Origin of the sequence: Streptomyces johnsoniae (assembly GCF_031845565.1) — a bacterium.
Classification (GTDB): domain Bacteria; phylum Actinomycetota; class Actinomycetes; order Streptomycetales; family Streptomycetaceae; genus Streptomyces; species Streptomyces johnsoniae.
Genome location: NZ_JAVREV010000015.1, coordinates 99,963 through 122,709, shown reverse-complemented (window position 1 = coordinate 122,709; position 22,747 = coordinate 99,963). Strand labels below are relative to the sequence as shown.

The following is a 22,747-nucleotide window of genomic DNA, read 5'->3' as shown; positions in this document are numbered from 1 at the left end:
CATGGCAGAGAAGAACACGCAAGCAGAGAGACGCGATGACGACGGCCCTCGTCCGGTGCTCGACGTCATGCGCACGGCGGGCGCCGAGTTCGCCGAGCTGACCGGTCTGCGCCCGGAAGCGGTGACCAGGCTGGAACGTTCGGGCGACGGCTGGGTGCTCGACGCCGAGGTCCTCGAACTGTCCCGGGTCCCGGACACGATGAGTCTGATGGCGACCTACGAGGTCGCGGTCGGCCCGGACGGCGAGGTCACCGGCTACCGGCGCGTGCGGCGCTACGAACGAGGGCGCTCCGACCAGCGGTAGCGGTCGGAGCGACGACGAGGCCGGCAAGGCCGGGCAGGAGGCCCACAGCATGACCACAGCAGTCGCGACAACACAGCCGACGGCGAACCGAGCCGGCGGGGGCGGCGGCTCCGGCACCCTCTACGACGTGCTGGAACTCATCCTCGACCGCGGGCTGGTGATCGACGCGTTCGTCCGGGTCTCGCTGGTCGGGATCGAGATTCTGAAGGTGGACGTCCGGGTCGTGGTGGCGAGCGTCGACACCTACCTGCGCTTCGCCGAGGCGTGCAACCGGCTCGACCTGGAGGCGGGGCCGAAGAAGGACCCGGGCGTGCCCGAACTGGTCGGGTCCGTGACCGAATCGGGGGCGCGCGGCAAGACCAAGGGCGCCCTGGCGGGCGCCGCCGAGACCATCTCCGACGCGTTCCGGCAGGGCAAGGACGGCGAGAGCGAGGGCGAGGAGGCCGAGAAGGAGCCGCGCCGCACCCGCCGTTCGAGCACGTCGTCCCGGCGGGAGAAGGACGCGGAATGACCACCTACGTGTACGGCATCGCGCGGGCCGGTACGCCGCGCCTCCTCCCCGACGGGCTGGCCGGCGTCGGCGACCCGCCGCGCCCGGTGCGCGTGCTGCGCTCCGCGGGCATGACCGCCATCGTCAGCGACTGCCCGCCGGGGCTGCGCCCCAAGCGGCGCGATCTGTTCGCCCACCAGCGGGTGCTGACGGTGGCCGCGGCGGGCGGCGCGGTGCTGCCGCTGCGGTTCGGCAGCGTGTCGCCCGACGATACGGCGGTCCGTTCGGCCCTGGCCGACCACGCCGAGCTGTACCGCGAGCAGCTGGACCACGTGGCGGACCGCGTCGAGTACAACGTCAAGGCCATGCACCACGAGAACGTCGTGCTGCGGCGCGTCCTCGACGAGAGCCCCGAGATCCGGCGGCTGAACGAGACCACCAGGACCGGCGGCGACGCCACCTACCAGGACAGGCTGCGGCTCGGCCGGCTGGTGGCCGAGGCGGTGCGGGACCGGGAGGCCGAGGACGCGCGCACCGTCGAGGAGGCACTCGCCCCGCACGCGGGCGCGAGCCTGCCGGGCCCCGAGGGCACGGGCCGGGTGGTCAACGTCTCCTACCTGGTGGGGCGCGACGAGGCCGCCGGTTTCCTCGCGGCCGTCGAGGAGTTGCGAGAGGCGAGCCCGCAGCTCGACCTGCGGGTCAGCGGGCCGCTCCCCCCGTACAGCTTCGTGCGGACCGAACCGGCCGAGGTCGCCTGATGGCCTTCGGGCTGCTGCGGGAGCTGCTGATGCTGCCCCTCGCTCCGGCCCGCGGCGCGGGCTGGGTGCTGGGGCAGGTCGTGGCGGAGGCGGAACGCACGTTCTACGACCCGGCGGTGGTGCAGCGGGAGCTGGCGGCCCTGGAGGAGGAACTGATCAACGGCACGATCGACGAGGCGGAGTTCGAGCGGCGGGAGGACGAACTGCTCGACCGCCTCCACCCCACTCACGATTGGATGACACGTTGACGAACAGAATGGCACTTGGCCTTGCCGTGACCACGGGTTACGTGCTCGGCCGGACGAAGAAGGCCAAGCTGGCACTGGCGCTCGGCGGAGTCGCGGTGGCCAGGAAAGTCGACTTGACGAACCCCAGACTGCTCCGGGCGGGCGACCAGCTGCGCGGGACCGCGCGTTCGCTCGTCGCCGGCCCGCTGGACAACCTGGCCGACGGTCTGCACGGCAGGACCGAGGCGGTGCAGGAGCAGCTGAACGGCGCGGCCTCGCAGGCCGCCGACACCGGTGGCAAGGCCGCGGACACCGCGAAGAAGACCGGCCGGGCGGCGGGCGGCTCCGCGAGCGGCTCGGCGAGCGGCTCGGCGGGAAAGGCCAAGTCCGCCGCGTCGGCCGCGCCGGCGAAGCGGGCCGCCAAGCAGCCCGCCAAGAGCGCGCAGGCCAAACGGTCGGGCGGAGGCGAGAAGGATGACTGACACGGCGAAACCCAGTCCGGGAGACCGCGTGAAGCAGGAGGCCGCGGCCTTCGCGACGGCCCAGGCCGAGCGGCTGCTCGTCAGGACCAGCCGCGGCCTCGGCCGGGCGACGGCCAAGCTGACCGACATAGCAGAGGGCAGGAGCACAGGACCCGTGAAACTCGCGATGGCGACGGGCAAGAAGACCGCCGAGGGCAAGGGCCCGGTGCGCGCGGCCGTCGAGGCGGGCGCCACCGGACTGAAGGACAAGGTCGTCTCCACGGTGCCCAAACCGCACCTGCCGCACCTGGGCGGCAAGGACGGCGGCAAGGACGGCGGCAAGAGCGGCAGCAGCGGCAAGTTCCTGACGGTCGTGGAGGACATCGACGTCGGCGTTCCGGTGCGCGAGGCGTACGGCCAGTGGACGCAGTTCCAGGAGTTCTCCGGCTTCGCCAAGGGCGTGCAGAGCGTCGACCAGGTCGACGACACGACCACGAACTGGCGGGCCAAGGTGGCTTTCGCGAAGCGGAGCTGGCAGGCCCACATCACCGAGCAGGTGCCGGACGAACGGATCGCCTGGACCTCGGAGGGCGGCAAGGGGACCACGAAGGGCGTCGTCACCTTCCACCGGCTCGGCGAGACGCTGACGCGCGTGCTGCTGGTCATCGAGTACTACCCCAAGGGCCTGATGGAGCGGACCGGCGCGCTGTGGCGGGCCCAGGGCCGCCGTGCCCGGCTGGACCTGAAGAACTTCCGCAGGTTTTTGATGCTGCGCGGCGAGGCCACCGGCGACTGGCGCGGCGAGATCGACCACGGCGAAGTGGCCGTCGGCCACGACGAGGCCGCCGCCGAGGAGCGCGAGGAGCGCGAGGAGCGCGACGCACAGGCGGAGGAGGAGAACGACAAGGACGCGCGGTCATGACCTCCCCCGCGATGCGCGGCCCGTACGGCGGCACGCCCTCGCTCTCCGAGACCGGCGGCGGCAGCGCCAACCTGGCGGACATCCTCGAACGGGTGCTGGACAAGGGCGTGGTGATCGCCGGGGACATCCGGGTCAACCTGCTCGACATCGAGCTGCTCACCATCAAGATCCGGCTGCTGGTGGCCTCCGTCGACAAGGCGAAGGAAATGGGCATCGACTGGTGGGAGCACGACCCGTCCCTGTCCTCCGGCGCGCGCTCGCGGGAGCCCGACCGCGAGATCGAACGGCTGCGCGACCGCGTCGCGGCCCTGGAGACGCGGCAGGAGGAGACGCCATGACGGACACGGGAACGGACACCGGAACGGCGGACACCGGAACGGGGACGCTCGCCGACGGGGTACGGCGCTACTGGTACGTGTACGCGGTCACCCCGGCCGCGGGCCCGCCGCCGCCGGAAGGGCTGCGCGGCGTGGACGGCGCCCCGCTGTGCGCGGTGCCGCACGACGACCTCACGGCGGTGGTGGGGGCGGTACCCGCGGCGGACTTCGCCGAGGAGCCACTGCGGCGGCATCTGGAGGACCTGGCCTGGCTCGAGGCGACGGCCCGCGGCCACCAGCACGTGATCGACGCGCTGACGGCGGACCCTGGCTGCGTGCTGCCGCTGCGCCTCGCCACGGTCTGCCGGGACACCGCGGGGGTGCGGCGGCTGCTGGCGGCCAACCAGGAGCGCTTCCTCGAAGCGATCAGCCGGCTGACGGGCCGCGCCGAATGGGGCGTCAAGGTGTTCGCCGACGCGCCGGAGCGCACCGAGACGGCGCCCGCCACCGGCCGCGACTACCTGCGGCAGCGCGCCCGGCGCCGTACCACGGACGACGAGGCGTGGCGGCGCGCGGAGGAGACCGCGCGGGCGGTGCACCTGGACCTCGACGCCGTCGCCGAGCAGTCCCGCCTGCACCGCCCGCAGGACCCGCGGCTGTCCGGCGAGTCCGGCCGCAACCTGCTGAACGGCGCCTACCTCGTACCGCGGGAGCGCGAACAGGAGTTCTGCGCCCTGGTCGGGCGGCTGGCCGGGCAGCTGAGCGGCCCGCGGCTCAGCCTGACCGGGCCCTGGGCGCCGTACTCGTTCGCACAGGTGAACGACCTGGCTCCGGCCCCGGCCCCGGAGCCGACCCAGGAGAACGCGACGTGAACGACGCACTGGCGACGCGCGAGATCGCGCTGGTCGACCTGCTCGACCGGCTGCTCGCGGGCGGTGTGGTGCTCACGGGCAACCTGACGCTGCGGATCGCCGACGTGGACCTGGTGCGCATCGACCTGCGGGCGCTGGTCAGCTCCGTCGCACCGGCCGCAGGGCAGGCGGTCCTGGGGGCCACGGACGGCACGGAAGAGGACAAATGAACGCACGAGAAGCGCGGATCGAGATGGACCGCGACACCGTGGAACGTGACCTGATGCGGCTGGTGCTCACCGTCATCGAACTGCTGCGCCAGCTGATGGAGCGCCAGGCGCTGCGCCGGGTCGAGCACGGCGACCTCGACGAGCGGCAGGAGGAGCGGATCGGGCTGACGCTGATGCTCCTGTCGGAGCGGATGGATCAGCTGTGCGCCCAGTACGACCTCGCACCGGAGGACCTCAACCTCGACCTGGGCCCCCTCGGCCCGCTGCTGCCGCGCTGAGCCCGTCGCGTCACAGGGCGCGGGCGGCGGCCCGCCCCGCGGTGCGGCCGGAGAAGAGGCAGCCGCCGAGGAACGTGCCTTCGAGCGAACGGTAGCCGTGCATGCCGCCGCCCCCGAACCCGGCGGCCTCCCCCGCCGCGTACAGGCCCGGCAGCGGCTCGCCCTCCGGGGTGAGGACGCGCGCGGACAGGTCGGTCTGGAGCCCGCCGAGCGTCTTGCGGGTCAGCACGTGCAGCCGGACGGCGATCAGCGGCCCGGCCGCCGGGTCGAGCATCCGGTGCGGCGCGGCGACGCGGATCAGCCGGTCGCCGAGGTAACCGCGAGCGCCCCGCAGCGCGGTGATCTGGAGGTCCTTGGTGAACCGGTTGCCCAGCTCCCGGTCGCGGGCCTCGACGAGGCGGCGCAGCGCGCCCGCCTCGATCAGATCCTCGCCGGTCAGCGCGTTCATCCCGCGCACGAGGGCGTCGAGGTCGCGTTCCACGACGAAGTCGGGTCCGTGTTCCATGAACGCCCGCACCGGCGCGGGTGCGCCCGCGCGGGCCCGGCCGAGGACGTCGCGGACGCTGCGGCCGGTCAGGTCCGGGTTCTGCTCCGAGCCGGAGAGCGCGAACTCCTTCTCGATGATCTTCTGGGTGAGCACGAACCAGGTGTACTCGTGGCCGGAGCGCGTGATGTGCTCCAGCGTGCCGAGGGTGTCGAAGCCGGGGAACAGCGGCACGGGCAGGCGGCGGCCCGTGGCGTCGAGCCACAGGGACGACGGGCCCGGCAGGATGCGGATGCCGTGCGCCGACCAGATCGGGTTCCAGTTGGTGATGCCCTCCGTGTAGTGCCACATCCGGTCCCCGTTGACCAGGCGCCCGCCGGCCCGTTCCGCGACGCCGAGCAGCAGGCCGTCGACGTGCGCGGGCACGCCGCTGAGCAGGTGCGCGGGCGGGGTCCCGAGCCGCCGCGGCCAGTGCGCGCGGACCAGGTCGTGATTGCCGCCGATGCCGCCCGAGGTGACCACGACCGCCTGGGCCCGCAGTTCGAACGCGCCGCTGACCTGGCGGTTGCTCGCGGTGCCGCGGCGGGCCGCGCTCGGGGCGAGCACGTCGCCGGTGACGGTGTCGAGCGCGCCCGCGCTGCGGGCGAGGCCGGTCACGCGGTGCCGGAAGCGCAGGTCGACCAGGCCGCGTTCGGCGGCGGCGCGTACCCGGCGCTCGAACGGCTCGACGACGCCGGGGCCCGTTCCCCAGGTGATGTGGAAGCGCGGCACCGAGTTGCCGTGCCCCGCCGCGTCGTGGCCGCCGCGCTCGGCCCACCCGACGACCGGGAAGAAGCGCAGCCCCTGGCCGCGCAGCCAGGAGCGCTTCTCCCCCGCCGCGAAGTCCACGTACGCCTCGGCCCACCGGCGCGCCCAGTCGTCCTCGGGACGGTCGAAGCCCGCGGTGCCCAGCCAGTCCTGCCAGGCCAGGTCGCGGCTGTCCCGGATGCGCAGCCGCCGCTGCTCGGGCGAGCCGACGAGGAAGAGGCCGCCGAAGGACCAGTGGGCCTGCCCGCCGAGTGAGGCTTCCGGCTCCTGCTCCAGCAGGATGACCCGGCGCCCGGCATCGGCCAGTTCGGCGGCGGCGGCCAGGCCGGCGAGGCCGGCTCCGATCACGATGACGTCGGCGTCGTACGCCATGGGTCTGGCCTCCCTGGACGCGGATGGGTGGTGAAGATCCTCGGCCGCGCCGGGGCGCACGTCAACGGGCGCGGCGCAGCGGCAGGAACCGCAGCGGGGTGCCGGGCACGGCCTGCGCGGCGGCGGCGAGGTCCCGTTCCGGCACGACGCCGATCACCGGATAGCCGCCGGTGGTGGGGTGGTCGGCGAGGAAGACGACGGGGCGGCCGTCGGGCGGGACCTGCACGGCCCCGAGTACCAGTCCCTCGCTGGGCAGCTCCGCCTGCCGGGTGCGGCTCAGCGGCGGGCCCTCGGTGCGCAGCCCGATCCGGTTGCTCGCGGACGCCACCCGGTAGCGGCCGGCCGCCAGGGCGGTCAGGGCGGCCGGCGCGAACCAGTCGTCGCGCGGCCCGGGCCTCAGGCGCAGCACCAGCTCCTCCGGCGGGCCCGGCTGCGGCACCGCGTCGGCGGGCGGCGGCGGGGCCACCGGGGCGCCGATGGGCAGGGTCGCGCCCTCGGCCAGCGGCGCGGGTCCCAGCCCGGAGAGCAGGTCGGCGGAACGGCTGCCCAGCACCCGTTCCGCGGCGACGCCGCCCCCCAGGGCCAGGTAGCTGCGCACGCCGCGGGCCGCCCGGCCGATGTCGAGGACGGCGCCCGCGGGCACGCGGAAGGCGGCGCCCCAGGGCGCCGGGCGGCCGTCCACGGTGACGCCGCAGGGGGCGCCGGTGACGGCCGCGGTCACGGCGCCGTGCGGGCGCACCGCGCATCCGGTGAGCGTCGTCTCCAGGGTCGCGGCGTGCGGCGGGTTGCCGACGAGACGGTTGGCCAGCAGGTGCGCGGGCAGGTCGAGGGCACCGGCGCGCGGCACGCCGAGGTGGGCGTGTCCCGGGCGGCCGAGGTCCTGCACGGTGGTCAGCGCACCGGGCCGCGGGACGGCGAACGCGCGATCGGTCACGAGGCGGGCTCCGGGACGAAACGGACCAGGACTCCGGGGACGAGCAGCGCCGCCGGTTCGCGGCCGGGGTCCCACAGCACGGCGTCCGTGGTGCCGATGAGCTGCCACCCGCCGGGCGAGGCGCGTGGGTAGACGCCCGTGTAGGGACCGGCCAGCGCCACGGAGCCGGGCGGCACGGCGGTCCGCGGCGTGCCGCGGCGCGGGGTGGCGTACCGCTCGGGCAGACCGGTGAGGTAGCCGAACCCGGGCGCGAATCCGCAGAACGCGACGCGGTAGGCGGCGCCGGCGTGGATGGCCGCCACCTCTTGCGGGCGGACGCCCCAGGCGGCGGCCACCTCATCGAGGTCGGGCCCGTCGTAGCGCACGGACAGGGTGAGGGCCGCCTCCGCGGCGGGCGGCGCCGGGGGGATCTCCCAGCGGGTCAGCCGCCGGGCGAGCGCGCCCGGCTCCTCGACGCCGTCGAGGAGCACGGTGCGCGCGGCCGGCACGATCTCCCCGATCCGCGGCAGGGTGCCGGCCGCGCGGCGGCGCAGCAGTTCGGCGTGCAGGGCCAGGGCCGCCTCACCGGTGGGCAGTTCGACGAGGAGCGCGTGGTCACCGACGGGCAGCACTCTCATGCGAAGGGCTCCAGACGCACACCGGCGGCGCGCAGTCCGTCGCGCACGCGGACGGCCAGGTCGCGCGCGCCCGCGGTGTCGCCGTGCACGCACAGGGAACGGGCGCGCACGCGGACCGTGCTGCCGTCGCGCGCGGTGACGCGGCCGTCCCTGGCGATGCCGACGGAACGCCGCACGACCTGCCCGGGGTCGCTGACGACCGCGCCCTCCTCGCGGCGCGGGACGAGGGTGCCGCCCGCGGTGTAGGCGCGGTCGGCGAACGCCTCGGCGACGGCGGGCAGTCCGGCCCGCCTGGCCGCCTCGTGGAGCCGGGAGCCGGGCAGGCCGAGGAGCGGCAGGCCGAGCCCGGTGAGGGCGACGCCCTCGGCCACGGCCGCGGCCTGCTCCTCGTCGCGCACCGTCCGGTTGTACAGCGCGCCGTGGGGTTTGACGTAGCGCACGCGGGTGCCCGCGGCGCGGGCGAACACCTCAAGGGCGCCGATCTGGTAGGCGGTCTCCGCGGCCAGTTCGCCGGGCGGCACGTCCATCGCGCGACGGCCGAAGCCGGCGAGGTCGCGGTAGGCGACGTGGGCGCCGACGGCCACGCCGTGCTCGGCCGCCAGCGCGCAGACGCGCCGCATGGTGGGGGCGTCGCCCGCGTGATACCCGCAGGCGACGTTCGCGCTGGTGACCACGGCGAGCAGCGCCGCGTCGTCGGTGAGGTGCCAGCGGCCGAAACCCTCGCCGAGATCGGCGTTGAGGTCGATGGCCCCGGTGTCGTTGCCGCTCATGCCACTCGGTACTCCTTGTCCCGTGCGTCGGTAATGAACATATAGCCGGGCGCGTGCGTGATGGCGAACGGGATGCGCGCCCGCATCAGGGCGGCCTGGGGGGTGACGCCGCAGGCCCAGAAGACCGGTACGTCGCCGGGCTCCAGGGTGACCGCCTCGCCGAAGTCGGGGCGGTCCAGGTGGCCGATGCCGAGCCGGGCGGCGTCGCCGACGTGCACGGGGCCGCCGTGGGCGGCGGGCAGGGCCGCGCTGGCCCGCCACGCCCCGGCGACCAGCCGCGCCGGGACGGGCCGCATCGACACCACGAGCGGGCCGTTGAGGCGTCCGCCGGGGCGGCAGGCCCGGTTGGTCACGTACATGGGCACGTTGCGGCCCTGTTCGACGTGGCGCAGCGGGATGCCCGCGTCGGCGAGGGCGTTCTCGAAGGTGAAGCTGCACCCGATGAGGAACGTCACCAGGTCGTCGCGCCAGTGCGCGGTGACGTCGGCGGGCTCCCCGGCGAGTGCGCCGTCCCGCCAGATCCGGTAGCGGGGCAGGTCGGTGCGCAGGTCGGCGTCCGGGGCCAGCGGGGTGCGCCACGCCCCGGGCGCGGTGACGTCGAGTACCGGACAGGGCTGGGGGTTGCTGCGGCAGAACTGGGCCAGGTCGGGCGCCCAGTCGGCGGGCACGGCGACCAGGTTGGCCTGGATGTGGCCGGGCGCCCAGCCGGCGGTGGGCCGGGCGGCGCCGCCGCGGAAGTGGGCGCGGGCGGCGGCCGGGCTCATGCGGGGCGGCGAGTCGGGGAGGGTCACGGCGGGCTCCTAGTGCTAGCGGTGCCGGGTGGTTGCCTGTGCTGCTTTCGGTGCGGTTGTCTGTGCTGCTTTCGGCCGGGCGCGGGTCAGGCGAGCTCCCTGCCCTTGGTCTCGGGCAGGCCGAGGAGGGCGATCAGGGCGAGCCCGTAGCCCGCGGCGCCGAAGATCAGGGCGCCGCCGACGCCCATGCTGTCGGCCATGAAGCCGACGAGGGTGGGGAAGAAGGCGCCGATGGCGCGGCCGGTGTTGTAGGTGAAGCCCTGTCCCGTGCCGCGGACGTCGGCCGGGTACAGCTCGGCCAGGAAGGACCCGAAGGAGCTGAAGATGGCCGACATGCAGAACCCGAGGGGGAAGCCGAGGACCATCACCAGGGTGTTCGCCCCCTCGGGGAGGTTGGTGTAGACGATGATCGCGGCGGCGGAGAGCACCGCGAACAGGGCGACGTTGTTCTTGCGCCCGAGGCGGTCGGTGACCCAGCCACCGGTGAGGTAGCCGGTGAACGCGCCGGTGATGAGGAAGGCGAGGTAGCCGCCGGTGCCGACGACGGTGAGTCCGCGTTCGTCGTCGAGGTAGGTGGGCACCCAGGTGGCCAGCGTGTAGTAACCGCCCTGTACCCCGGTCGACATCAGGACGGCGAAGAGGGTGGGCCTGCGCAGTCCTGGCCCGAAGATGGCGCGGAACGAGCCGCGGCGCGGGCTGCGCAGGCGGCGGGCCGCGGCCTCGGGCGCGTCCTGGACGCTGCGCCGGACGTAGACGAGGAGGACCGCGGGCAGTGCGCCGGTGAAGAACATGACGCGCCAGGCGGTGCCGTCCTCGAAGATCTGGAACACGACGGTGTAGACGAGGACGGCCAGGCCCCAGCCGACGGCCCATGAGCTCTGGATGAACGCGAGGGTGCGCCCGCGGTGCTTCGCGGAGGCGTACTCCGCGACGAGGATGGCGCCGACCGCCCACTCCCCGCCGAAGCCGAGGCCCTGGAGCGCGCGGAACGCGAGCAGTGTCTCGTAGGTGGGGGCGAGTCCGCACAGGACGGTGAAGAAGGCGTAGGTGGCGACCGTGATGAGCAGCGCCTTGACGCGGCCGATGCGGTCGGCGAGGACGCCCGCGACGGCGCCGCCGACGGCGGAGGACACGAGCGTGACGGTGGTGAGCAGGCCGGTCTGCCCGGAGTCGAGCAGGAAGTACGCCTCGATGGCGACCATGCTCAGCGGCAGTGTGAAGAAGTCGTAGGAGTCGAGGCCGTATCCGCCGAAGGCGCCGGCGAAGGCCCGGCGGCCGCGCGGTCCCAGCTCGCGGAACCAGCCGAGGGCGCCGCTGTCGTCGCGCTGTTCGCCGGAAGGGGTGGGGGCAACGGATGGTGCGGGCGTGCGCATGTGCACCTCGCGGATGAGGAGAAACCAGCAGGAAGTTGACTGATTTGCCCGGCAGTTGAGGCTGCCTTGACCAACAAGGTAGAGGATCGTTCAACAATCCTGCAATACCCATGTTGTCTCATCCTTGTTTCTGCGATTAACTACCCTGGGCACCGGGGTGGGGTGAGCGGAGAGAGGGAGCACGTGACGGACACCGGGGAAGCGCTCGCCGGACTCGCTGAGGACCGCGCCCTGTTGGACCGGAAGAGCACGGCGGAAGGGGTCGCGCACATCCTGCGCGGCCGCATCGCCAAGGGCGATCTCGCGCCGGGCACCCAGCTTTCGGAGAAGGAGATCGGCGAGGCGCTCGGCGTCTCGCGCAACACCCTGCGGGAGGCGTTCCGGCTGCTCACGCACGAGCGCCTGCTGGTCCACGAGCTGAACCGCGGCGTCTTCGTGCGCATCCTGACCGTCGAGGACCTGGTCGACATCTACCGCGTGCGCCGCCTCGTGGAGTGCGCGGCGCTGCGCGGCCTCGGCGCGCCGCCCCACCCGCTGGGCGGGCTCGAAGCCGCGGTCGCCGCCGGTGAGAAGGCCGCGCGCGCCGAGCAGTGGCGCGACCTGGGCACGGCGAACATCCACTTCCACCAGGAGGTGGTGGCGCTGGCCGGCAGCCCGCGCACGGACGAGGTGATGCGCGGCATCCTGGCCGAACTGCGCCTGGTCTTCCACGTGATGGAGGACCCGCGCCGGTTCCACGAGCCGTACCTGCCGCGCAACCGGGAGATCCTCGCCACGCTCGCGGCGGGCGACACGACCGGGGCGGAGGCCATGCTCGCCTCCTACCTCGACGACTCACGACGCCAGCTGTCCGAGGCGTACGGGCGCAGGCTCGCCTGATCCACGGCTGATCCACGGCCCGGATCGAGTCGCGGCCCGGGCCGGGACGGGGTCGCGGCCGGGGCCGGGACGGGGTCGCGGCCGGGGCCGGGACGGGGTCGCGGTCGGGGACCGGCCCGGGTCAGCCGAGGGCCGCGAGCAGTCCGCGTTCCCGCTCGGCGCCGAGTCCCGCGCGGCGGGGGCGGTCCAGGCCCTGGGCGCGTTCCCACCGCAGGGTGTCGGCCAGCAGGTCGGCGCGCGGCCGGTGCCGGAGCCCCGCGGCGCGTGCCGCCGCCCCCGCCCTGGCCGACCAGCCCTCCCAGCCGGGCCTGGCCAGCCACATCGGCAGCGACTCCTCGCCCATGTACTCGGCCACGCCGTTCGCCAGCAGCCACGCCGAATCGGCGGGCACCACCGGGCCGGTGTGCCCGCCGACGCTACGGGACAGGCCGATCCACTCCCCCAGCGGAACGACAGGACCGACCGCGTCGAACGTGCCGGTCAGCCCGCGCTCAGCGGCATCGAGCAGCCAGGCCGTCAGATCCCGCACGTCGACCGTCTGGGTCGGCATGGTCGGCGCGTCGGGAACGAGGAGCGGCCCCAGCGGATCGCGCGCCGCGCGGGCCACCCAGTAGCCGGAACGCCCGCTGTGGTCGCCAGGACCGCCGATGAGACCGGCGCGGGCGAGGAGGAGACGGCCGCCCACGGCCGCCGTCGCCGCCTGCTCGCAGGCGGCCTTCGCGGCGCCGTAGGACCCGCGGTCGGCCTCGCGCCCGCCGGCCGGAGCCAGCAGCGGCGCGGACTCGTCCGCGCCGGGCACGGCGTGCGAGGCATAGGCACTGATCGAGGAGACGTAGCTCCAGTGCCCGGCCCTGCCGCCCAGCGCGACCAGCGCGTCGCGGACGAAGCCCGGCTGCCAGGACACCTCCACCACCGCGTCCCACTCCCGGCCCCGCAGCGCCGCGTACGCCCCGGCTTCGCGCCGGTCGGCCGCCACCAGCCGTGCGCCGTCCGCGACTTCGCCGCTCTCGCCGCGCGCGAGGCAGGTCACGCGGTGGCCGCGTGCCACGGCCTGCCGCGACACTTCCCGACCCACCCACGCCGTTCCCCCGAGCACCAGAATGTCCATAGGGACACCCAAGCACCCCGCATACCGGGCGCCCAGTCGGATGAGCCGACAGCAGAGTGCCGCGCGTCGGCGCGCGCAAGCCCGCACCGCGGCCACCGCCTACGCTCATCACATGATCCGAAAGGCCCTGGAAACGGTGCGGCTGTGGTTCTCGCCGCAGCGCCTGCGGGCGGAGGGCGTCACGCCCGACTACCGCTTCTCGCTGGCGAACGAACGCACGTTCCTCGCCTGGCTGCGCACCGCGCTCGCGCTGCTGGCCGGGGGCATCGCCGTGGATCAGTTCCTCACCGACCTGCGCTGGGCGGTGCGCACCACGATCGCGCTGGTCCTTCTGGCCGGCGGCGCGCTGTGCGCCATCCGCGCGGTCAACCACTGGGTGCGCTCCGAACGGGCCATGCGCCGCGGCGAGGACCTCCCCGCCAGCCGCTTCCCCGCGCTGCTGGCCACCGGCACCGTACTGACGGCCCTCCTGGTGATCGGCGCGGTGCTGCTCGGCCGGGCAGGCGCATGACCCGCGACCCCGGCGCCCAGCCGGAGCGCACCCGCCTGGCATGGCGGCGCACGACCCTGTCGTTCGCGCTGGTGGTGGCCCTGGCCGGGCGCGGCGTCGCGACCGCGGAGGGCGCCCGCGGTGCGGGCGCCCTCCTGGTGGCGGCGACCGCACTGCTGTGGGTCGCCTTCCTGGCCCTGGCCCACCACCGCATCAGGACTCTCACCGCGCACAGGCAGCCTCCCCCGGTTGGCGCCACCGTGCCGGCCGCGACCGCGGTGGTGGCCGCCACGGCCCTGTGCGCGGCCGCACTGCTGGCCGACCCCTGGTGAGACCGCCGTCAGGTCTTCGGCTGGGTGAAGCGGATCTGGTTGCCGAAGGGATCGCGGAGGCCGCAGTCCGTTCCGTAGGGGCGCTCGGTGGGCTCCTCGGTGAACTCGACGCCCCGCCCCCGCAGCGTCTCGTACGTCTTGCGGCAGTCGTCCGTGCTGAGGATCAGGGCCCCCATCGCCCCCTTGGTCACCAGCTCCCTGACCTGCTGCGCCGTCTCCTCCGACAGCGCAGGAGCACCCGGCTTCTCCAGCAGGACCTGGCGCTCCGGGCGCCCGGGAACGCAGACGGTCAGCCAGCGCATGAAGCCCAGGTCGACGTCGGCGCCGACTTCGAGGCCGAGCGTGCCGACATAGAAGTCGAGGGCCTGGTCCTGGTCGAGGACATATATCTGCGAGTGCGTAATGGCGTTGAACATGAGCCTCACGCTACCGAGCGGGCCGGCCGGAAACTTATCCGAAACTGCTCAGCCGAAACGGCTCAGCCGTTGGACGGCAGCCGGCCGGCGCTCGGCCGTGTCCACGCCATCGTGAAGCACGTCGGCACGCCCGCGGTGGCGGCCGCCGCCTTGCGGTAGGCCCTCGGTGAACTGCCGACGATGGCGCGGAACGTGCGGCTGAAGGTGCCGGGGCTGCCGAAACCGACGTCGAAGCAGATGTCCGTCACGCTGCGGTCGGTATCCCGCAGCAGGGACATCGCACGTTCGACACGGCGGCGTTGCAGGTAGCGGTGCGGCGTCTCGCCGAACGTCTCCCGGAACGTGCGGGAGAAGTGCGCCTGGGACACGTGGGCGATCCGGGCCAGGGCCGGCACGTCGAGCGGCTGCGCGTAGGCGCGGTCCATCGCGTCCCTGGCCCGGAGCATGCGGCGGTTGGTGTCCTCTGCGGCGCGGCTCACAAGGCCCATCACACCACGGTTCCGCCCCCCGCCGGCCGGCGGATCAGGCGGCGGACCGTTCGCCGGACATGCGGCGGCGCGGCGCGGGCTGCCGGATCGCGCCGCCCCGAAGACGTGCTGTACGCACCCGCGACCTGCCCCTGCCCCTGCCGGTCCAGCTACGGCACCCACCCCACCCGGCAGGCGGCGGCACCACGCACCTTTGGGTAAGTACGCACTTAATTGTGGGTACTTGTGCCACCCGGTCGCCTCGGTGAGGGTGAGGAACGACAGCGATCAGCGCACCCGAGGGGATACCCACATGAGTAACAACACGCAGGTCAGCGTGCTCGGCCTCGGCGAAATGGGCCGGGCCCTGGCCGCCGCCCTGCTCGCCGCCGGACAGCCGACCACGGTGTGGAACCGCACCGCCGCCAAGGGGGACGAGCTGGTGGCGCGCGGCGCGTCGCGCGCCGACTCGGTCGAGGCGGCGGTGACCGCCGGTCCCGTGGTCATCGTGTGCCTGCTGGACCACGGCTCCGTGCTGGAGACCCTGGAGCCGGTGGCCGGACAGCTGGCGGGCCGCACGGTCGTCAATCTCACCACCGGCACGCCCGCGCAGGCCGAGGAGCTGTCGGCCTGGGTCACCGGGCACGGTGCGGACTTCCTGGCCGGCGGCATCATGGCCATTCCGACGACCGTCGCCACCCCGGACGCGTTCTTCCTCTACAGCGGTCAGCAGCGGGTCTTCGACGCGCACCGGGACGTGCTGGAGGTGCTGGGCGAGGCGAGGTACCTCGGCGCGGACACCGGTCTCGCCTCGCTCTACGACCTTGCACTGCTGAGCGGGATGAACCTGATGTTCGAGGGCTTCCATCACGCGGTCGCGATGGCCACCTCGCGGACGGAGGGCACCGCGGCCGACTTCACCGGGCTGCTCGTGCGCTGGCTGGTGAACATGGCGCGCGTGCTGCCCGCCTTCGCCGCGGAGGTGGACGCGGAACGGGAGTCGGGCGCCGAGCCGCGGCTCGTCCAGACACTCGACTTGCAGATCGCCGCGATGGCGAACATCGTGGATGCCTCCAGGGCGGCGGGGGTCGATCCCGCCCACCTGGAGCTGTCCCTGGCGGGGCTGAGGGACCTGCTCGGCCAGGGCCACGTGGTGGCAGGTGCCCCGACCGCGGTGCGGCGCCTCAGGCTCGCCGGACCGATGGCCGGTTCCCACGTGGCGCGGACCGGGTCGCCGAGTGGGACGCACGGGAACGGAGGCGGGGGGCGCGGATGACGAGCGGCGGCATGGCGTGGTCGGTGCAGGAGTGCCGGGAGTGCGGGCATCCGCGCGCGGACCACGACCGGCTGGTCCGCGTCGACGGCCGGTGCCGGGGAACGACCGTCGGCCGGGCCGGTGGCACCGCGCCCCGGCCCTGCGACTGCCGCGAGTTCTGGCCCAAGCCCGCGGACGTGGGCGGTCCTGAGACGTGGCCGTGTGCCTCGTGCGGCCATCGGCGGCACCTGCCGGCCCCGTGCCGCGGAACGGCGCCGAACGGCCACGGCCTGCCGCGGGAGTGCGCCTGCGGGTACCGGCCGAAGGAGCCCTGGCTCGACCAGGTCGTCTGACCCGGGTCCGGGGTTCCGGCGGTCCGCCCGGCCCCGTTCCCCTCTTGCTACCGGCGAGTATCCTGGCGGGATGACGGAGCCGCGTATCTTCACCTCGCCGGACGCGCTGCGTGCCGCGGTGGGCGAGCAGTTGGGTGTCAGTGACTGGCTGACGGTGGACCAGCAGCGGATCGATCTCTTCGCCGAGGCGACGGGCGACCATCAGTGGATTCACACCGATCCGGAGCGGGCGGCGCACGGCCCGTTCGGGTCGACGATCGGCCACGGGTACCTGACGCTGTCGCTGCTGCCGGCCCTGCTACCGGATCTGATCCGGGTGGAGGGCGTCCGCATGGCCCTCAACTACGGGGTCAACAAGGTGCGTTTCCCCTCCCCCCTGCCCGCCGGCTCCCGTATCCGCGCCACCGGCAGCCTGGCCTCGGTGACGGACGTCCCCGACGGTATCCAGACCGCGCTCGCGGTGACCGTGGAGCGCGAGGGGGGCACCAAACCGGTCTGCGCCGCGGAAACGGTCACCCGGTACTTCTTCTGAGCGGTCGGCTCGCCGGGCCGGCGCGCGGAGGCGCCCGGGGCGTGCGACGGCGGCGTGGAGGACGGGGTCGTTCATGGCTCCACCGTCAACCACCGGGCACAACCCCCACGCGCGCGTGACCGCAACGGCGCGCACGCGAACTCGATCGTGTGATGGTGACGCAGGGCTCAACGGCCCTGTGCCACCGTGCGCCCTCCCGACGCGGGCGCCGCCGTGAGAACACAGGACCATGACGAACCGGCGCGGCCCGAACTACGAATTGCGGGCGCTGCTCACCGAGGCCGGCTGGACCCAGGAGGCGCTGGCCCGCGCCGTGAACGCCCTGGGTGCCGAGATCGGCGCGATCCTCCGGTACGACCGCACGGCCGTGGCGCACTGGCTGTCCGGAACGCAGCCACGGCACCCCGTTCCGCAGCTGACCGCGGAGGCGCTGACCCGGCGCATCGGCAGACCGGTCACGCCCGAGGCGGCCGGATTTCCCGGCTGCGCCCGGGACACCACCCCGGCCGACCCGGTCGCCGGGCTCACGGCGCTGTGCCGCACGGACACCGATGCCACCCGGCGCACGCTGCTGCACCAACGCCCCTACCGGGTGGCCGACGCGGTGGTGACGGGCGCCCCGGCGCACGCCGTGCCAGGCCGCCCGCTCGGGGGGCGCACGGAGGTCACGGCGGCGCTGCACGACGCGATCGGGTTCTTCGCGGCGTCCATCGACACGCACGGCGGGCGGCACGCCCGCAGCGCGCTGTCCGCGTATCTTGCCGACGACGTGATGCCCCTGCTCACCTCGGCGCAGCCGCAGCGGCTGCGCCGCGAGGTCCTGGTCCTGGCCGCCCGCCTCGCGTTCCTGCTGGCCCGCATGTACGAGGACGGGCTGCTGCACGGCGTTGCGCAGCGCTACTACACCTGTGCGCACCGGCTGGCCGACGAGTCGGGCGACCGCACGACCTGGAGTGTGGTGGTGCGCGCGATGAGCGCCCAGGCGCAGCGCCTGGGACACCTGCCCTCGGCGCTCCAGCTGGCCGATGCCGCGCACCGGGGGGCGCGCACGGCGCCCCCGGCGCAGCAGGCGTACGTGCAGGCGCAGCTCGCGGTGGTGCTCGGGCGGACCGGTGACCGCCGGGGGGCGCTCGCGGCGATGGGCCGCGCCGAGCGGGCGGCCGAGCGCGCCGGGAGCGCGTCCGCGCCGTTCGACTGCTACCCGGCGGCCGCGCTGCACTTCCAGACCTCGGCCGTACTGGAGTCGCTCGGCGACCTGCACGGTGCGCTGGCGGCGCTGCGCCGGGCGGCGGGCGAGCGGGCCGCGTCCGATGTGCGCGGCCGGGCGCTGAGCCAGGCCAGATTCGGCCAGTTGCTGCTGCGTACCGGGCATCTGGACGAGGCGTGCGCGGCCTGGGAGAGCTTCCTCACGGCGCGCGAGCGGCTGCGTTCCGGTGACGCGGAACGGGCGATGCGCGACATGCGGCAGGCGCTTCAGCCCTACCGCAACCGCAGGCCCGCGGCGGAGCTTCTGGCACGCACCGTGCACGGACGTTGACGCCGCCGCCCACAATTCCTACGGTCGAACAAAGGAATGGTTCGGCGACGGGAGCGTGGGCGATGGGCACGGAGACACGGGACATGGGCGAAGCGGCCGGCTCCGCCGGCGGGTTCGGCAATCAGCACAGCAGCGAGGCGGTCGCGGGCGCGCTCCCGCTCGGACGGAACTCGCCGCAGCGCGCCCCGCTCGGCCTGTACGCCGAGCAGCTGAGCGGGACGGCGTTCACCGAGCCGCGCGCCACGAACCGCAGGTCGTGGCTCTACCGCATCAGGCCCTCGGCCGCGCACCCGCCGTTCCTGCGCATCGGGAACGGCGAGCTGCGCGGCGCGCCGTTCGCCGAACGGGAGCCCGATCCGAACCGGATGCGCTGGGACCCGCTGCCCGAGCCGCCGGCGGGCACGGACTTCGTGGCCGGCCTGTGGACCCTGGGCGGCAACGGTGACGCGCGCGGGCGCACGGGCATGGCCGTGCACCTGTACCGCGCCAACGCCCCGATGACCGACCGGGTGTTCGGCAATGCGGACGGCGAGCTGCTGATCGTTCCCGAGCGCGGCACGCTGCTGGTGCACACGGAGTTCGGGCCACTGCGCGCGGGCCCCGGGCACATGGTGCTGATCCCGCGCGGGGTGCGCTTCCGCGTCGAGCTGCCGGACGGCGCCGCACGCGGGTACGTGTGCGAGAACTACGGGGAGCCGTTCGAGCTGCCCGAGTTGGGCCCGATCGGCGCCAACGGCCTCGCCGCCGCCCGCGACTTCCTCGTTCCCGCCGCGGCGTACGAGGAGGCGGCCGGTCCGGTGGAGGTGATCAACAAGTTCGGCGGGAGCCTGTGGGCCGCCCGTTACGACCACTCTCCGCTCGACGTGGTCGCCTGGCACGGCAACCACGTGCCGTACCTGTACGATCTGCGCCGCTTCAACGTGATCGGGTCGGTCAGCTTCGACCACCCGGACCCGTCGATCTTCACGGTACTGACCGCCCCGGGGGCCGACTTCGTCGTCTTCGCCCCGCGCTGGCTGGTCGGCGAGGACACCTTCCGGCCGCCGTACTTCCACCGCAACGTGATGAGCGAGTACATGGGCCTGATCGAGGGGGCGTACGACGCCAAGGCCGAGGGGTTCGTGCCGGGCGGCGGCTCGCTGCACAACATGATGTCGGCACACGGCCCGGACAGGGAAACGTTTCAGCGGGCCGGTGCGGCCGAGTTGAAACCGCAGAAGATCGACGACGGGCTGGCGATCATGTTCGAGACGCGCTGGCCGCTGACGCTCACCGAGCAGGCATGGAGTACGCCGTCCAGGCAGCGCGCGTACGACGAGGTGTGGGAGGGTCTGAACTCCCACTTCCCCTCCTGACCCGGGGACGGCCCCGAGGAAACGACCCGACGAGCCGAAAGCGACCGCCGTGACCGTCTTCGCCCCCGACTCGCTTGAGCTGAACCGGAAGCTGCCGCTGTGGTACCAGGTGTCGCAGTCGCTGCGCGCGTCCATCCTGGGCCGCCCCTCCGAGGCGCCGTTGCGGCTGCCGACCGAGGAGCAGCTGGCCGCCCACTACGGGGTGAGCGTGCTGACGATGCGGCAGGCGCTCAAGGAGCTGGAGCTGGAGGGGCTGATCACCCGCCAACGGCGCCGCGGCACGTTCATCCGGCCGACCGCGGGCGGGGGCACGCCGGTGCGGCTCCTCGGCTCGGTGGACACCATCGTGGCGCAGCAGTCGGGAGAGGTCACCACCCTGCTCGACCACGGCCCCGTGCCCGTCCCTGCCGAGCTGGCCGAGTACTTCCCCGGCGTCGCCGAGGTGGTCCGCTTCCGTCGCCTGCGGCGGGACCGGGCCACCGGCGAGGCGGCGAACTGTGCGGAGAACCTGGTGCGTCCCGAGGTCGCGGACCGGATCGACCCGGCCGCGCTCGAACGCTGGCCGATGACCAAAGTGCTGCGGGACATAGCCGGAGTGACGGTCAGCCGGATCGCCAACACCGTGCAGGCGCGGCTGGCCGATCCGCCCGTGGCGCAGTTGCTCGGCGTGCCGTTGCTGAGCCCGATCCTGCACATCACGGGGGTCGAGTACGACGGACAGGGGCAGGCCGTGGACGTCGCGCGGATTCACTACCGGGGGGACCGGTTCTCCTTTGCCGTGTCCATGGACGCCTCCCCCGACGAGTGACCGCCGGGCCGCCGGGCCGGGCCCGGCGGCCGGGTCAGCCGCGACCGCCGAACAGCGTGCGGCGCAGCCTCCGCAGCGGTGCGACGAGGAGCACGCGGGGACCGCGGCGCGCGCGGGCCAGGGCCTTCTCGTCGCGCTGGGTCAGCTCGCGCATCAGCGTCGTGGCCTCCTCGGCCTCGCGCTGCGGCACCGCGGGGCCGGAGAGCACGCTCAAGTGACGGTCGAGACGAGCGCTGTTGGCGCTGCTCCCGCAGTTGATGGCAGGCACTCGTGGCGGCCCGCTCCGCGCTGTTATCTGCTTCATGACTCTCCCACCCGTACAACGGCACCCGGTCCGGGCAGGGTAACCCTAACGCCCCACGGGGACGCATGGGTATCCCGGTCCCATGATTCACCTTTCCCAGCAACGGGGTTGACGAACACCCGGAGACAGGAGTTCACCCACCGAAACCCCAGTGCGTGCGCGGCACGGCGGTCTGATCATGAACGGAGCGACCGCACCGGCCGCGGCCACCCCACCAAGGAGTGACCGCGACCGCTCCCCCCCCCGTCGGAGAGGGTGTGACATATGCCACGGCAGGACACCCACGGGCCGGTGCGGGCCCGGGCCGGATGCGTCCGCCGCTCAGTAGAAGTCGGCGGCGAACATGCCCGGCTCGTAGGAGCCGCCCGGCTCGTGCACGATCACGGTGAGCCGGTTGGCCGCGTTGATCAGGGCCACCGCGGAGACCAGCGCGGCGATCTGGTCATCGTCGTAATGCTCGCGCACCTGGGCCCAGGTCGCGTCGGACACACCGAGGTGGGCGTCGGCGAGCCGGGTACCCTCTTCGGCGAACGCCAGCGCCGCCCGTTCGGCCTCGGTGAACACGGTGGACTCGCGCCAGGCGGCGACCAGGTGGAGCCGGACCGCGGTTTCACCGGAGGCCGCGGCCTCCTTGGTGTGCAGGTCGACGCACCAGCCGCAGCCGTTGATCTGGCTGGCGCGCAGCGACACCAATTCCAGGGTGGACTTCGGCAGCGATGACTGGTGGATCACCAGGCCCGCGTTGGCGAGCCGCTTGGCGAACTTGGTGGCGACCTCGTTGGCGCGCATGTCGAATCGGGCTTCCATACTTTCGTCCTCTCTCGTGGTGTCGCACGGAACGAACACGAGATGCCGGCGGGCCGCTCCTTGTGACGGGACGGTGGCGTGACGTGCGCCACCTCTCAAGGGCGTCACAAAGCTGCGGGGACCGGCGTCTTGTGCGCGTGACACCGTCCGGAGCGAACAGGCAGGGGCAGCCGGTGCAGAGCGAGCGCGGCGAACGTACGGAGGACACGGCCCGGCGGCCCGCCGAGGGCGGCACGGACCCCGCCACGGAGGCGTTCGTCGCCCACCGCAATCTGCTGTTCACCGTCGCCTACGAGTTGCTCGGCTCGGCCGCCGACGCGGAGGACGTCCTCCAGGAGACCTGGCTGCGCTGGGCGGGCGTCGACCTCGGCACGGTGCGGGACCAACGCGCCTACCTGGTGCGGATCACCAGCCGCCAGTCCCTCACCCGGCTGCGCACGCTCGGCCGGCGCAAGGAGTCCTACGTCGGTCCCTGGCTGCCCGAGCCGCTGCTCACCACCCCCGACGTGGCCGAGGACGTCGAGCTCGCCGACAGTGTCTCGATGGCCATGCTGCTGGTGCTGGAGACGCTCGCCCCGACCGAACGCGCGGTGTTCGTGCTGCGCGACGTCTTCGACCTCGCCTACGACGAGATCGCCGAAGCCGTCGACAAGACGCCCGCCGCGGTCCGCCAGATCGCCCACCGGGCACGGGCACACGTCGCCGCGCGCCGGCCGCGCGGCACCGTCTCCCCGGCCCAGAGCCGGAACGCGCTCGCCGCCTTTCAACGGGCCGTCGAAACGGGCGATCTGCAGAGCCTGCTCGACATCCTCGCGCCCGACGTCGTCCTCCTGGGGGACGGCGGCGGAGTCAAACAGGCCGTCCTGCGGCCCATCGTGGGGGCCGACAAGGTGGCCCGCCTGCTGGCGGCCGGGCTGGGCAGGATCACCGCGGAGTCGCTGCGGCCGGCCCAGGTCAACGCCTACCCGGCGCTGATCATCCGGCTCGGCGGGGAGCTGGACACCGTCGTGGCGGTGCGCGTCGACGACGGACTCATCACCGGGCTCTACGCCGTGCGCAATCCGGAGAAGCTGTCGCACATGCAGCGGGAGACCGCCCTGCGCCGCTGAGCCGGCCGG

31 protein-coding genes are annotated in these 22,747 nt (G+C 73.8%); 20 read left to right on the top strand and 11 right to left on the bottom strand.

Features of this window, described 5'->3' with window-relative positions; translation table 11 throughout:
- Position 1: 1 nt before the first annotated feature.
- The 10 genes from gvpO to RM779_RS24615 are packed head-to-tail and all read left to right on the top strand — an operon-like array spanning position 2 to position 4,838.
- Complete coding sequence (gene gvpO / locus RM779_RS24660; RefSeq protein WP_079252243.1) at positions 2–304, top strand: gas vesicle protein GvpO; 303 nt, start codon at positions 2–4, stop codon at positions 302–304.
- Between the two features lie 49 nt (positions 305–353).
- A complete protein-coding gene (gene gvpJ / locus RM779_RS24655) occupies positions 354–815 on the top strand; it encodes a gas vesicle protein GvpJ (protein WP_077062312.1) in 462 nt (153 codons plus the stop codon).
- Positions 812–1,552: a GvpL/GvpF family gas vesicle protein gene (locus RM779_RS24650; protein ID WP_311619944.1), complete on the top strand. Its 741-nt coding sequence runs from the start codon at positions 812–814 to the stop codon at positions 1,550–1,552. The genes gvpJ and RM779_RS24650 overlap by 4 nt, the downstream gene beginning before the upstream one ends.
- Positions 1,552–1,800 carry a gas vesicle protein GvpG gene (locus RM779_RS24645; protein ID WP_311619943.1) on the top strand — a complete coding sequence of 83 codons (249 nt, stop codon included), beginning with the start codon at positions 1,552–1,554 and terminating at the stop codon, positions 1,798–1,800. The genes RM779_RS24650 and RM779_RS24645 overlap by 1 nt, the downstream gene beginning before the upstream one ends.
- An 8-nt stretch (positions 1,801–1,808) precedes the next feature.
- Positions 1,809–2,261 carry a hypothetical protein gene (locus tag RM779_RS24640; RefSeq protein WP_311619942.1) on the top strand — a complete coding sequence of 151 codons (453 nt, stop codon included), beginning with the start codon at positions 1,809–1,811 and terminating at the stop codon, positions 2,259–2,261.
- A gap of 28 nt (positions 2,262–2,289) precedes the next feature.
- Positions 2,290–3,162, top strand: a complete 873-nt coding sequence (locus RM779_RS24635) for an SRPBCC family protein (protein WP_311619941.1) — start codon at positions 2,290–2,292, stop codon at positions 3,160–3,162.
- Complete coding sequence (locus RM779_RS24630) at positions 3,159–3,500, top strand: gas vesicle protein (RefSeq protein WP_394813382.1); 342 nt, start codon at positions 3,159–3,161, stop codon at positions 3,498–3,500. Before RM779_RS24635 ends, RM779_RS24630 begins: the two co-directional genes overlap by 4 nt.
- Positions 3,497–4,351 carry a GvpL/GvpF family gas vesicle protein gene (locus tag RM779_RS24625; RefSeq protein WP_311619940.1) on the top strand — a complete coding sequence of 285 codons (855 nt, stop codon included), beginning with the start codon at positions 3,497–3,499 and terminating at the stop codon, positions 4,349–4,351. Before RM779_RS24630 ends, RM779_RS24625 begins: the two co-directional genes overlap by 4 nt.
- Positions 4,348–4,560, top strand: coding sequence for a gas vesicle protein (locus RM779_RS24620; protein ID WP_311619939.1), 213 nt, complete (start codon positions 4,348–4,350; stop codon positions 4,558–4,560). The genes RM779_RS24625 and RM779_RS24620 overlap by 4 nt, the downstream gene beginning before the upstream one ends.
- On the top strand, positions 4,557–4,838 hold the full coding sequence (locus RM779_RS24615) for a gas vesicle protein K (protein WP_311619938.1): 282 nt from the start codon (positions 4,557–4,559) through the stop codon (positions 4,836–4,838). The genes RM779_RS24620 and RM779_RS24615 overlap by 4 nt, the downstream gene beginning before the upstream one ends.
- Positions 4,839–4,848: 10 nt before the next feature.
- Here RM779_RS24615 and RM779_RS24610 read toward each other — a convergent pair whose 3' ends face one another.
- The 6 genes from RM779_RS24610 to RM779_RS24585 all read right to left on the bottom strand — a co-directional run bounded on the left by RM779_RS24610 (position 4,849) and on the right by RM779_RS24585 (position 10,986).
- Positions 4,849–6,501, bottom strand: coding sequence for an FAD-binding dehydrogenase (locus tag RM779_RS24610; RefSeq protein WP_311619937.1), 1,653 nt, complete (start codon positions 6,499–6,501; stop codon positions 4,849–4,851).
- 61 nt (positions 6,502–6,562) lie between these two features.
- On the bottom strand, positions 6,563–7,435 hold the full coding sequence (locus RM779_RS24605; protein ID WP_311619935.1) for a 5-oxoprolinase subunit C family protein: 873 nt from the start codon (positions 7,433–7,435) through the stop codon (positions 6,563–6,565).
- Positions 7,432–8,052, bottom strand: a complete 621-nt coding sequence (locus RM779_RS24600; RefSeq protein WP_311619934.1) for a 5-oxoprolinase subunit B family protein — start codon at positions 8,050–8,052, stop codon at positions 7,432–7,434. Before RM779_RS24600 ends, RM779_RS24605 begins: the two co-directional genes overlap by 4 nt.
- Entirely contained in the window at positions 8,049–8,822 is a 774-nt protein-coding gene (locus RM779_RS24595) for a LamB/YcsF family protein (protein WP_311619933.1), read from the bottom strand. The genes RM779_RS24600 and RM779_RS24595 overlap by 4 nt, the downstream gene beginning before the upstream one ends.
- A complete protein-coding gene (locus RM779_RS24590; RefSeq protein WP_311620025.1) occupies positions 8,819–9,586 on the bottom strand; it encodes a putative hydro-lyase in 768 nt (255 codons plus the stop codon). The genes RM779_RS24595 and RM779_RS24590 overlap by 4 nt, the downstream gene beginning before the upstream one ends.
- A gap of 113 nt (positions 9,587–9,699) precedes the next feature.
- Positions 9,700–10,986 (bottom strand): MFS transporter, encoded by a 1,287-nt coding sequence (locus RM779_RS24585; RefSeq protein WP_311619932.1) that lies wholly within the window; start codon positions 10,984–10,986, stop codon positions 9,700–9,702.
- A 183-nt stretch (positions 10,987–11,169) separates the two neighbouring features.
- On the opposite strand from RM779_RS24585, the gene RM779_RS24580 reads away from it, so the two are divergent.
- Entirely contained in the window at positions 11,170–11,865 is a 696-nt protein-coding gene (locus tag RM779_RS24580; protein ID WP_311619931.1) for a GntR family transcriptional regulator, read from the top strand.
- 121 nt (positions 11,866–11,986) lie between these two features.
- On the opposite strand, the gene RM779_RS24575 is transcribed toward RM779_RS24580, so the two are convergent.
- A complete protein-coding gene (locus tag RM779_RS24575; protein WP_311619930.1) occupies positions 11,987–12,973 on the bottom strand; it encodes a Rossmann-fold NAD(P)-binding domain-containing protein in 987 nt (328 codons plus the stop codon).
- A gap of 112 nt (positions 12,974–13,085) precedes the next feature.
- Between RM779_RS24575 and RM779_RS24570 the strand changes: the two genes are divergently transcribed.
- Together RM779_RS24570 and RM779_RS24565 are read left to right on the top strand one after the other, a co-directional pair.
- Positions 13,086–13,484: a YidH family protein gene (locus RM779_RS24570; RefSeq protein ID WP_311619929.1), complete on the top strand. Its 399-nt coding sequence runs from the start codon at positions 13,086–13,088 to the stop codon at positions 13,482–13,484.
- Positions 13,481–13,795 (top strand): DUF202 domain-containing protein, encoded by a 315-nt coding sequence (locus RM779_RS24565; RefSeq protein ID WP_311619928.1) that lies wholly within the window; start codon positions 13,481–13,483, stop codon positions 13,793–13,795. Before RM779_RS24570 ends, RM779_RS24565 begins: the two co-directional genes overlap by 4 nt.
- Positions 13,796–13,803: 8 nt before the next feature.
- On the opposite strand, the gene RM779_RS24560 is transcribed toward RM779_RS24565, so the two are convergent.
- Positions 13,804–14,211 (bottom strand): VOC family protein, encoded by a 408-nt coding sequence (locus RM779_RS24560; protein ID WP_311619927.1) that lies wholly within the window; start codon positions 14,209–14,211, stop codon positions 13,804–13,806.
- Positions 14,212–14,273: 62 nt separating this feature from the next.
- Positions 14,274–14,690: an AraC family transcriptional regulator gene (locus RM779_RS24555; RefSeq protein WP_311619926.1), complete on the bottom strand. Its 417-nt coding sequence runs from the start codon at positions 14,688–14,690 to the stop codon at positions 14,274–14,276.
- A gap of 301 nt (positions 14,691–14,991) precedes the next feature.
- Between RM779_RS24555 and RM779_RS24550 the strand changes: the two genes are divergently transcribed.
- The 6 genes from RM779_RS24550 (at position 14,992) to RM779_RS24525 (ending at position 20,518) form a co-directional block, all read left to right on the top strand.
- Positions 14,992–15,954: an NAD(P)-dependent oxidoreductase gene (locus tag RM779_RS24550; protein ID WP_311619925.1), complete on the top strand. Its 963-nt coding sequence runs from the start codon at positions 14,992–14,994 to the stop codon at positions 15,952–15,954.
- Positions 15,951–16,286, top strand: a complete 336-nt coding sequence (locus tag RM779_RS24545; RefSeq protein ID WP_311619924.1) for a hypothetical protein — start codon at positions 15,951–15,953, stop codon at positions 16,284–16,286. Before RM779_RS24550 ends, RM779_RS24545 begins: the two co-directional genes overlap by 4 nt.
- 70 nt (positions 16,287–16,356) lie before the next feature.
- Positions 16,357–16,818, top strand: coding sequence for a MaoC family dehydratase (locus tag RM779_RS24540; RefSeq protein WP_311619923.1), 462 nt, complete (start codon positions 16,357–16,359; stop codon positions 16,816–16,818).
- Positions 16,819–17,047: 229 nt separating this feature from the next.
- The gene (locus tag RM779_RS24535; protein WP_311619922.1) at positions 17,048–18,355 is read left to right on the top strand and encodes a hypothetical protein; all 1,308 of its coding nucleotides are present in this window, start codon (positions 17,048–17,050) and stop codon (positions 18,353–18,355) included.
- 62 nt (positions 18,356–18,417) lie between these two features.
- Positions 18,418–19,710 (top strand): homogentisate 1,2-dioxygenase, encoded by a 1,293-nt coding sequence (gene hmgA / locus RM779_RS24530; RefSeq protein WP_311619921.1) that lies wholly within the window; start codon positions 18,418–18,420, stop codon positions 19,708–19,710.
- Positions 19,711–19,759: 49 nt separating this feature from the next.
- Positions 19,760–20,518, top strand: coding sequence for a GntR family transcriptional regulator (locus RM779_RS24525; RefSeq protein WP_311619920.1), 759 nt, complete (start codon positions 19,760–19,762; stop codon positions 20,516–20,518).
- Between the two features lie 34 nt (positions 20,519–20,552).
- Here RM779_RS24525 and RM779_RS24520 read toward each other — a convergent pair whose 3' ends face one another.
- On the bottom strand, positions 20,553–20,822 hold the full coding sequence (locus RM779_RS24520) for a hypothetical protein (RefSeq protein WP_077062284.1): 270 nt from the start codon (positions 20,820–20,822) through the stop codon (positions 20,553–20,555).
- A gap of 321 nt (positions 20,823–21,143) precedes the next feature.
- Positions 21,144–21,629 (bottom strand): carboxymuconolactone decarboxylase family protein, encoded by a 486-nt coding sequence (locus RM779_RS24515; protein ID WP_311619919.1) that lies wholly within the window; start codon positions 21,627–21,629, stop codon positions 21,144–21,146.
- 173 nt (positions 21,630–21,802) lie between these two features.
- Here RM779_RS24515 and RM779_RS24510 point away from each other — a divergent pair, with 173 nt between their 5' ends.
- Positions 21,803–22,738: an RNA polymerase sigma-70 factor gene (locus RM779_RS24510; protein ID WP_311619918.1), complete on the top strand. Its 936-nt coding sequence runs from the start codon at positions 21,803–21,805 to the stop codon at positions 22,736–22,738.
- The last annotated feature ends 9 nt before the right edge of the window (positions 22,739–22,747 follow it).